This window comes from Amycolatopsis sp. NPDC026612 (assembly GCF_040638285.1).
In the GTDB taxonomy this organism is placed as follows: domain Bacteria; phylum Actinomycetota; class Actinomycetes; order Mycobacteriales; family Pseudonocardiaceae; genus Amycolatopsis.
Window position 1 is genome coordinate 1 of sequence record NZ_JBEZYB010000150.1, and the last position, 9,859, is coordinate 9,859.

8 protein-coding genes are annotated in these 9,859 nt (G+C 73.6%); 4 read left to right on the top strand and 4 right to left on the bottom strand.

The window, feature by feature from the left end:
- Positions 1-89: 89 nt before the first annotated feature.
- A complete protein-coding gene (locus AB0F15_RS44260; protein ID WP_360283820.1) occupies positions 90-1,559 on the bottom strand; it encodes a PucR family transcriptional regulator in 1,470 nt (489 codons plus the stop codon).
- 107 nt (positions 1,560-1,666) lie between these two features.
- On the opposite strand from AB0F15_RS44260, the gene gabT reads away from it, so the two are divergent.
- The 3 genes from gabT to AB0F15_RS44275 are packed head-to-tail and all read left to right on the top strand — an operon-like array spanning position 1,667 to position 4,970.
- Complete coding sequence (gene gabT, locus AB0F15_RS44265) at positions 1,667-3,022, top strand: 4-aminobutyrate--2-oxoglutarate transaminase (RefSeq protein WP_360283822.1); 1,356 nt, start codon at positions 1,667-1,669, stop codon at positions 3,020-3,022.
- Entirely contained in the window at positions 3,019-4,446 is a 1,428-nt protein-coding gene (locus tag AB0F15_RS44270; RefSeq protein WP_360283824.1) for an aldehyde dehydrogenase family protein, read from the top strand. The genes gabT and AB0F15_RS44270 overlap by 4 nt, the downstream gene beginning before the upstream one ends.
- 5 nt (positions 4,447-4,451) lie before the next feature.
- Complete coding sequence (locus AB0F15_RS44275; protein WP_360283826.1) at positions 4,452-4,970, top strand: hypothetical protein; 519 nt, start codon at positions 4,452-4,454, stop codon at positions 4,968-4,970.
- A gap of 117 nt (positions 4,971-5,087) precedes the next feature.
- Here the strand turns inward: AB0F15_RS44275 and AB0F15_RS44280 are convergent, their stop codons facing one another.
- Together AB0F15_RS44280 and AB0F15_RS44285 are read right to left on the bottom strand one after the other, a co-directional pair.
- Entirely contained in the window at positions 5,088-5,861 is a 774-nt protein-coding gene (locus AB0F15_RS44280; protein ID WP_360283828.1) for a helical backbone metal receptor, read from the bottom strand.
- A complete protein-coding gene (locus AB0F15_RS44285) occupies positions 5,858-7,264 on the bottom strand; it encodes an RNB domain-containing ribonuclease (RefSeq protein WP_360283830.1) in 1,407 nt (468 codons plus the stop codon). The genes AB0F15_RS44280 and AB0F15_RS44285 overlap by 4 nt, the downstream gene beginning before the upstream one ends.
- Positions 7,265-7,392: 128 nt before the next feature.
- Between AB0F15_RS44285 and AB0F15_RS44290 the strand changes: the two genes are divergently transcribed.
- Positions 7,393-8,337 carry an ATP-binding protein gene (locus AB0F15_RS44290; protein WP_360283832.1) on the top strand — a complete coding sequence of 315 codons (945 nt, stop codon included), beginning with the start codon at positions 7,393-7,395 and terminating at the stop codon, positions 8,335-8,337.
- Here the strand turns inward: AB0F15_RS44290 and AB0F15_RS44295 are convergent.
- Complete coding sequence (locus tag AB0F15_RS44295) at positions 8,334-8,531, bottom strand: hypothetical protein (RefSeq protein WP_360283834.1); 198 nt, start codon at positions 8,529-8,531, stop codon at positions 8,334-8,336. The two genes, AB0F15_RS44290 and AB0F15_RS44295, sit on opposite strands and share 4 nt — an antisense overlap.
- Positions 8,532-9,859: the final 1,328 nt, after the last annotated feature.

Consider the following 9,859-nt stretch of genomic DNA (forward strand, 5'->3'; position numbering starts at 1 on the left):
TTTCACGTGAAAGTGCCGCCCTCAGTCCCCTCCTCGCACAGCCGGAGACGTAGCTTTCACGTGAAAGCTACGTCTTGGGGGCGGAGCTTTCACGTGAAAGTGCCGCCCTCGGCCTGCAGCGCGACCCAGAGTTCCGCGCGGACGCCCGGGGAGTCCAGGTCGCGGCCGAGCAGTTCCCGGGCCTTGGTGATCCGGTTCCGCAGCGTGTGCCGGTGGACGCCGAGGCGCGCGGCCGCCACGTCCCAGTGGCCGTGGTGCTCCAGCCAGCAGCGCAGCGACTCGGCCAGGTCGCCGCGGCCCGTCTCGTCGTGGCGGCGCAGCGGGGCCAGCAAGCCGTGGGCGAACGCCCGCGCCACCACCGGGTCGATGAGCGACAGCAGGCCACGTCCGGTGTGCTCGGCCGCCGAGATGAGGATCTTGCCCTCGGCCTCCGCGGCGCGGGCCGCCAGCTCCGCTTGCTCCAGCCCGGCCGCGAACCCGTCCGCGGACACCGGCCCGGCCACCCCGCCGTGCAGGCCGCCGATCCGCAGCGCCGCCTCGGCCACTGTGTCGACCACCGTGCCGGCGCCGAAGACGGCCACCGCCGAGCCCGAGCGCGCCGCGAACACCTCCCCCTCCAGCGCTTCGAGCAGCTTGCGCCGGGCGGCGGGCGGCCCGAGGAAGACCAGCACCGACCAAGGCGCCCGCGGCGGCTCACCACCCGTGGTCTCCAGCACCCGCAACGCCAGTTCGGCCTGGCCGCCGGACAGCAGCTCCAGCAACCCGGACCGCAGCGCCTGCCGGGCCGCCGCCTGAGCGCGATCCTGTTCGAGCGCCAGGGAAAGCACCGACACCGCGGTGTTGACGATGTGCCGCCCCGCCGTGTCGAGTGGCGCCTCGGTCCCCACCGCGAGCACCCGGCGCGCGCCGGTGTCCAGGGTCTGCAGCACCACCTCGTCCTCGTTCGGCGACACCACCCGGGTGCCGGTGCGAAGCCGCTCCAGCTCCTCACGCAGCGAAGCGCCGTACGCACGCGCGCTCGCCGGAGCGGCTTCGATCACCGTGGCGCGTTCGAACAGCAGCACCCAGCCGTCGACCAGCTTGGCCAGCTTGCGCAGGACCCCCGCCGGACCACCCGTGCCGACCGCCGTGCGGGTCAGTTCCTGCTGGGCCCGGCCGATGCGGACCGTCGTGGCGTACTCGTCCGCCGCCACGGCCCGCGACACCGCACGCGTGATCGCGATGAACGGCGTCTTCCGGGGCACCTCCAGCACCGGCAGCCCGGCCTCGGCGGCCGTCGCGACCAGCGCGCGCGGGACTTCGTCGTGGCTCAGCCCGACGCCGAAGCCGAGACCCGCGACGCCGGCGTCGACCAGCCTTCGCACGTAACCCGGTGACGTCTCGTCGTCCAGCGCCAGCCCCGTGGTGAGCAGCAGCTCGCCGCCTTCGAGGAACGCCTGCGGGTCGGTCAGCTCCGTGGGGTGCACCCAGCCGATCGGCCGGTCCAAGACGGCTTCACCGGTCAGCACCCGCAGCCCGAGCGCACGGTCGGCGGCCAGTGCCCGCAGCGTCAGTGCCATAACGGCCAACTCTACGCGCTGTTCTGGACAGAACGGCCAGCTGACGGGCGACCGTGGCCCCGCTCATCCTGAGGACGTCCACCCGACCGCGTCCGCAGGAGCACGCCGTGACCGCAAGCACCACCGCCGAGGCGCAGGCCCCGGCACCCCGGCAGCGCAGGCTGCACACCGAAATCCCCGGTCCCCTCTCCCGCAAGCTGCAGGAGCGGCGCATCGACGCCGTCGCCGCCGGGGTCAGCTCGGTGCTGCCCGTCTACGTCACCTCCGCCGACGGCGGACTCCTCACCGACGCCGACGGCAACGTGCTGATCGACTTCGGCTCCGGCATCGCGGTGACCAACGTCGGGCATTCCGTGCGCGCTGTGGTGGACGGCGTCCGCAAGCAGGCGGCCCTGTTCACCCACACCTGCTTCATGGTCACGCCGTACGAGGGCTACGTCGAGGTCTGCGAAGCGCTGGCCGAGCTGACGCCGGGCGACCACGCGAAGAAGTCGGTGTTGTTCAACTCGGGCGCCGAAGCGGTCGAGAACGCGGTGAAGATCGCCCGCGTGGCGACCGGGCGCCAGGCCGTCGTCGTGTTCGACCACGCCTACCACGGCCGCACCAACCTCACGATGGGCATGACCGCGAAGTCCGTGCCCTACAAGCACGGTTTCGGGCCGTTCGCGCCGGAGATCTACCGCGTGCCGGGCTCGTACCCGTTCCGCGACGGGCTGTCCGGCCCCGAGGCGGCCGCACTGGCCATCGACCGGATCGAGAAGCAGCTCGGCGGCGACCAGGTGGCCGCGGTGGTGGTGGAGCCGATCCAGGGCGAAGGCGGCTTCATCGAGCCGGCGCGCGGCTTCCTGCCCGCGATCGCGGCCTGGTGCCGCGAAAACGGCGTCGTGTACGTCGCCGACGAGGTCCAGACGGGCTTCTGCCGCACCGGTTCCTGGTTCGCCTCCACCGACGAGGACGTGGTGCCGGACCTGATCGCGACGGCCAAGGGCATCGCGGGCGGCCTGCCGCTGTCCGCCGTCACCGGGCGCGCCGAACTGCTCGACGCCGTCCCGCCGGGCGGCCTCGGCGGCACGTATGGCGGCAACCCGATCGCCTGCGCCGCGGCGCTCGGCTCGATCGAAACCATGAAGGCCGAGAACCTGGTGGAGTCGGCCAAGCGCATCGAGAACGTCGTGCGGCCCCGGCTGCGGGCGCTGGCCGCCGAGACCGGCGTCATCGGCGACATCCGCGGCCGCGGCGCGATGCTGGCCGCGGAGTTCGTCCGCGCCGGGACCACCGAGCCGGACGCCGGCCTCACCAAGCGCGTCGCGGCCGCCTGCCACCGCGCCGGTGTCGTCGTGCTGACCTGCGGCACCTACGGCAACGTCGTCCGGCTGCTGCCCCCGCTGTCTCTGGCCGACGACCTGCTCGACGAGGGTCTGGCCGTTCTCGAGCACGCCGTCCGCACGGAGGCCCGCGCATGACTTTCCCGTTCTGGGTCGCCGGCAAGCCGGTGGCCGGCGGCTCGACGGCGCTCGTCCGTCACCCCTACGACGGTTCCGAGGCCGGATCGCACTTCGTTCCGTCGCCCGCGGACGTCGAGGCCGCGGTGCAGGCCGCGGCCGACGTCGCCGACGAGTTCGCGACGTTGCCCGCGCACGTCCGCGCCGGGGCGCTGGACCACGTGTCCCGGTCCTTGGGTGAACGGTCCGAAGAGATCGCGTCGGTGATCACGGCGGAGTCGGGCAAGCCGCTGAAGTGGGCCCGCGGCGAGGTCGGGCGCGCGGTGTCGACGTTCCGCTGGGCCGCCGAGGAAGCCCGCCGCTTCTCGGGCGAGCTGCAGCGGCTCGACACCGACCCGGGCGGCACCGGCCGGCTGGCGCTGGTCCGGCGCGTGCCGCGGGGACCGGTGCTGGGCATCACGCCGTTCAACTTCCCGCTGAACCTGGTGGCGCACAAGGTGGCGCCGGCGATCGCGGTGGGCGCGCCGATCGTGCTCAAGCCCGCGCCCGCCACCCCGCTGACGGCGTTGCTGCTCGGCGAAATCCTGGCCGGGACGGACCTTCCGGCGGGATCGTGGTCGATCCTGCCGGTGGCCAACGAAACGTCGTCGCGGCTGGTCGAGGACCCGCGGCTGCCGGTGGTGTCGTTCACCGGCTCGGTCCCGGTGGGCTGGGCGATCCGCGACCGCGTGCCGCGCAAGCACGTGGCCCTCGAGCTGGGTGGCAACGGCGCGGTCCTCGTCTGTCCTGATTGGACCGACCTGGACTTCGCGGCGCAGCGGATCGCGACGTTCGCGATGTACCAGGCTGGACAGTCGTGCATCTCGGTGCAGCGGGTGTACGCGCACGATTCCGTTTACGACGCGTTGGCGGAGAAAGTGCTTTCGCAGGTCCACGCGCTGCGGACCGGGGACCCCCGTGAGGAGGGCGTCGACGTCGGCCCGCTGATCAACCTCGACGCCGCTTCCCGGGTTTCCTCGTGGATCTCCGAAGCGGTCGCCGCGGGCGGCCGCGTGCTGACCGGCGGCGGCCGATCGGGCGCGACGGTGGAGCCGACGGTGCTGGCGGACGTCCCGGAGGAGGCGTCGGTGCTGGCCGAGGAGGTCTTCGGGCCGGTGGTCTCGCTGGTCCGGGTGTCCTCGGTGGCGGACGGGGTTTCGCGGATCAACGCGTCCCGCTTCGGGCTGCAGGCGGGCGTGTTCACCCGCGACCTCCCGACGGCGTTCGAGGTGTCGGCGGCGTTGAAGGTGGGCGGCGTGATCGTCGGCGACGTCCCGAGCTTCCGGGCGGACCAGATGCCCTACGGAGGGGTGAAGGATTCCGGCGTGGGCCGCGAGGGCCCGGCAGCGGCGATGGCGGACTTCACCGAGGAGCGGGTGACGGTCTTGACCGGCCTGACACTGTAAGCACGATGAGACCGCTGATCCTGCTCGACGTGGACGGCCCGCTGAGCCCGTGGGCGGCCCCGCGCCACGCGAAGCCCGCCGGCTACGTCGAGCACCCGCTGCGGCTCTCCCGCTGGAGCCGCAAGCGGCTGCGGCTCTGGCTGAACCCGGCCCACGGCCCCACGCTGCTCGCCCTGGCCCGCCCCGCGAACGCCGAACTGACCTGGGCGAGCAGCTGGGAACACCGGGCGAACGTCCAGGTGGGCCCGGCGATCGGGCTGCCGCCGCTGGCGGTGATCGAGTTCCCCGCGCCGGCGGCGTCGTGGAAGTTCGGCCCGGTGGCCCGCTTCGCCGCGGGCCGCCCGCTGGCCTGGTTCGACGACGACTTCGACTTGTTCCCGGCCGCCCGCACCGCGTTCCTCGACCGCCGGCGGGGGTTGCCGACCGAGCTGATCCCGGTCGACGCGCACACCGGGTTGACCCAGGAGCACTTCGACCGCCTCGGAGCGTGGCTGCGCGGCCTGGACGCTCGGGAGTCCGGATGACCCTGTCCCGCAGGGGTTCCCGGCCGATCACGGTCGACGGCACGGACTACCGCTGGACGGTCCGCCCCGCCGAGGTCGCCGACAGCGTCCGTGCCGCGCCGGCGGGCGGCTTCGACTTCACCGCCCGGCCAGCACCTCCGTCAGCGCGGCGTGGGCCTCGACCAGCGACGGGCCGTACCAGGTGAGGTGCCGGCCGGAGACCAGGACGTACCGCGCGTCCGGGAAGTGGTCCGGCCCGTCGTCCTCGGTGAACGCGTACGGCTCGTCCGGCAGCACCAGCAGGTCCGCGTCCGCGCGCAGGTGGGCGCGCAGCTCCTCGACGTCCGGACGCGGGTAGCGCTCGGCGTCCTGGGCGTAGACGTTGGCCACGCCGACGCGGCGCAGGACGTCACCCGCGAACGTGTCGCGGCCCAGGACGACCCAGGGCTTGCGCCACACCGGCACCACCGCGTGGAACCGCACCGGCCGCACCGCTCGCCAGAGCTCTTCGGCCTCGACCAGCCAATCCGGCTCGTCCAGTTCGTATGCCTGCGTCAGGATGCGCCGCAGGGAGCCCAGCGCGGCCGGCACGGACGCGGCCGCGGCCATCACCCAGACGGGGATTCCGTTGGCGCGCAGGTGAGCCACGTCCTCCGGGCGGTTCTCCTCCGAGTTGGCCAGCACCAGATCGGGGGCCAGCTCGACGATCCGGTCGACGTCCGGGTACTTCGACCCGCCGACGCGCTGGACATCCAAAGTGGACGGATGCGTGCAGTAGTCCGTGGCGCCGGCGAGGCGGCCCGGCGCGCTCACCTCGACCGCTTCGGTCAGCGACGGAACCAGCGAGACGACCCGCGAAGCCGGACCACCCAACGGCACCGGCTCCCCGAGGTCGTCGACCAGGTACGTCATGCGCGCTCGAACGACACCTTTCGCTTCTCGACGTCGACCGCGGTCAGCCGGACCCCGATCCGCTCGCCCGCGGTCAGCTTCTCCCCCGCGCACTTCGCCATCACCGTCGGGTCCTCGACCAGGATCTCCGCCTTGTTCTCGTCCGCCCGCAGCACCACCGCGCTGAACTCGCCGCCGACGTGCTCGGCGAGCACCCACGCCTCGACCTGGTCGATGCACGCCCGCTCGACCTTCGCGGCGAGGGTGTCCGACGCGCTCATCCGCTCCGGCACGTCGGCCAGCGCCGCCCGCACCCAGGCCGGCACCTCGCGGCCGGCCGAGACGGCGAGGCAGATCTCCGTGGCGAACCGGTCGACCAGCCGCCGGATCGGCGCCGTGACGTGCGCGTACGCGCCGCCGATGCCCGCGTGCGTCGTCAGTGCGGGCAGTTCGCCGTCGAACGCGGTGTAGCCCGCCCCACGCAGCAGCCGGGTCGTGTCGGCGTAGAGCGCCATCGACGCCGGCTGCCCCGGGTCCAGCTTGGACAGGAACTCCGAAACCGTCGCCTCCGGCGCCCACTCGATGCCGAGCGCCTCGGCCGAGCGGCGCAGCCAGTCGACGGCTTCGGGCTCGGGGTCGGGCAGTGTGCGCAGGACGCCGATCCGCGCGTCGATCATGATCCGCGCCGCGGCCATCCCGGTGAGCAGGGAGATTTCGGCGTTCCAGGCGTCGACGGCCGTGCGCGGGCGGCGGGCGAGCACCCAGCCGCCGTCCGGGTCGCCGGTGATTTCCTGCTCCGGCAGCTGCAGTTCGACCGCGCCGCGCCGGACGGCCAGTTCACGCCGTCGCCGTCCCAGCTCCGGCAACGCGGCCACCGACGGGTGCAGGTGCCCGGCTTCGAGCGCGGCCTGCACGGTCTCGTAGTCGAACTGCTCGGTGGACCGGACCAGCGCGCGGCGCACCCGGGTCGTGGTCGGCTCGCCCGCGTCGTCGGTCTCGATGGTCCAGAGCACCGCGGGCCGGACCTCGCCGGGCAGCAGGCTGGCCGCGCCTTCGGACAGCACCGGCGGGTGCAGCGGGACGTTCCCGTCGGGCAGGTACAGCGTCTGCCCGCGCAGGCGCGACTCGCGGTCGAGCGCGCCGCCGGGCGGGACGAACGCGGCGAGGTCGGCGATCGCGTAGTGCACGCGGAAGCCGTGTGCGGTCTTCTCGACGACCATCGCCTGGTCGAGGTCCTTGGCGCCGGGCGGGTCGATGGTCACCAACGGCAGGTCCGTCGCGTCCTCGCGGGGGCCGGCGCTGGCGAGCGGGTCGAGGACCGCCGCCTCCGCCTCGGCCAGCACCTCGGGCCCGAACGACTCCGGCAGCGAAAACTCGGCGCGCAGGGGGCCGAAGTCCCCGCCCGCGGAGTGTGTCCTGATCACGAGGGGAGGCACCCCCCAACCCTAACCCGCGCCGGGCCCGGCGATCGCCCGATCGGGCGCGGGCCGGTCGGGTGTACGTTGCCGCGGTAATAATGAAAACCGTCTTCATTGCCAGAAGGGAACCGACCGTGAAGATCGCGTTCGTCGGCAAGGGCGGCAGCGGCAAGACCACGCTGTCGTCGCTGTTCGTGGCGTACCTCGCCGACGCCGGCCTGCCCGTGCTCGCCATCGACGCCGACATCAACCAGCACCTCGCGGTGGCGCTCGGCGCGACCGAGGAGGAAGCGCTCGCCTGGCCGACGCTGGGCGACAACATGGCGCTGATCAAGGACTACCTGCGCGGCGACAACCCGCGCATCCCGGACGCGGCGTCGATGATCAAGACGACCCCGCCGGGGCGCGGGTCGAGGCTGGTCCGGCCGTTCGAGGACAACCCGGTCTTCGCGGCGTGCTTCCGGCAGCTGGGCGGCGTGCGGCTCGGCGTCACCGGCCAGTTCGACGAGGACGACCTCGGCGTCAAGTGCTACCACTCGAAGGTCGGAGCGGCGGAGCTGCTGCTGAACCACCTGGTCGACGTCGGCGGCGAATACGTCGTGATGGACATGACGGCGGGAGCGGACGCCTTCGCTTCGGGGCTGTTCACGCGGTTCGACGTGACGTTCCTGGTGTGCGAGCCGACGGTCCGCAGTGTGGGGGTCTACCGCCAGTACGCGGACTACGCCCGCGACTTCGGCGTGCGGCTCGTGGTGGTCGGGAACAAGGTGACGGACGCGGACGACGTCGAGTTCCTGCAGGAGCAGGTCGGCGAAGCACTGCTGGGCTGGATGTCGGCTTCGCGGCACGTACGCGCGGCGGAGCGGGGCTCGGCCCGGCCGATCGCCGAACTCGAGCCGCGCAACCGGGAGACGCTGCAGTCGATGCGGGCAACGGTCGACGCCGAGGACCGCGACTGGGCGCGCTACCAGCGCCAAGCCGTCGAGTTCCACCTGCGAAACGCGCGGGCCTGGGCAGGCGCCGACCTCGTCTCGCAGGTGGACCCGGAGTTCGTGCTGAGCCCGGTGCTGCCGGTCTAGTCGTCGTTCCAGGAGGCATCGGCGGCGTCGGCCTGCCGGGTGCGTTCCCGCGCGATGTCGAGCGCCCGCCGGGCGCTGGCCTCGTCCGGGTACGGGCCGAGCAGGTCGACGCTGCGACTGCGTTCGAGGTGCTCGACCTGGTGGGTGCGGGTGTTGTAGTACCACCCCTGGTCCGGGTTCGGGTCTTTGGACATGGTTCCAGGTTCGCACCCGAAGGCCCGGCTGTCAGCGCTTGTACCGGTACGGGATCTCGGTCGGCTGACCGGTGGGGCCGAAGTCCGGCGGATCTTCGTTCTCGGCCTGCTGTTCGGGAAACTCGTCGAACCAGCCCCGAGGCGTGCCCCGAGGCGGCGTGGCGGGCTCTTGCCGCGGATTTGAGGGTTGCGGCAGTGGCGTGTCGCGGCCGGGGAAGACGGGTCGGGCGTTCGGCGCCGACGGCGGTACCGGGGGCATGGTGCCGGGACCGGGGAAGACGGGCCGAGCGGGGGCGGCGTGGCGGGCGGGGAACGGCTGGGGGGTGGACTCCGGGCCGGGGAAGACGGGTTTGGGGGGTGGGGCGGGCTGGGGGGTGGGGGCCGGCGGACGGCTCGAGGCCGGGGCGAAGCCTTGGGTAGAGCCGGGTGCCGGACTGGAGCTGGGTGCCACGGGCGGGCGGGCCGGTGCGGAGCCAGGCGCCGGGGCTATGCCGGGGGCACCGGCTGAGCCGACGCCTTCTGCCTCGCCGGGCGCCGGGGCGGGGACAGGAGCCACCGGGGAGCTGGGCGAACCTGCGCCCTGTGCGGAGCCAAGCGCTGCGGCGGAGCCAGGAGCGATCGGCGGGCCGGCCGGGCCGGTGCTCTGTGCGGCGCCGGGCCCCACGGGGGAACCGGCCGGGGCAATGCCCTGCGCAGAGCCGGGGATCGGGGCGGAGCCGGCCGCGGGAGCGACACCGGCCGGCCCGCTGCCTGGCGCGGAGCCGGATGCCTGCGCGGCGCCGGTCGCGTCAGCCTCCTTCGCAGGTGCGGCACCCGGCTGAGGGCCGGTGCCGTGCGCGGGCGCCGGGCTGATGCCGTGTGTGGTTCCCGGCACCGGACCCATGGCTTGGACCGGCGCAGGGACCGCACCGGTGCCCGGTACCGGCGCGACGCCTGGGGTCAGGCCTGGGCCGGCGCTTGGAACCGACAGGTCGGCGGTCCCCCAGGGCGGCCTGGGCAGGTGAGACCCGACCACCGGAGGCTGCACCTGCGGAGAGGCAGGTTGGAAAGCATCGCCCGACGCAGCCGGCGGCTGCGACACGGCACCGGGCCCCGCTTGCACTCCCGCGACCGGCTGCGCACCGCCCGACGCGGCGGCCGGCTTCGGAGTTGCACCGGCCTCCGCCGGCGCTTCAGCGGCCAGCTCCGCGCCCGCCGACGGCTGCGAAACGGCGCCAGATGCGCCTTGCACTTCAGCAGCCGGTGCAGCGGGCACCTCAGGACTCGTAGCAGCTCTCGCCGGCGCAGCGGGCTGCGCCGGCAACGACTGCGCGGCCGGCGGCTGCGGC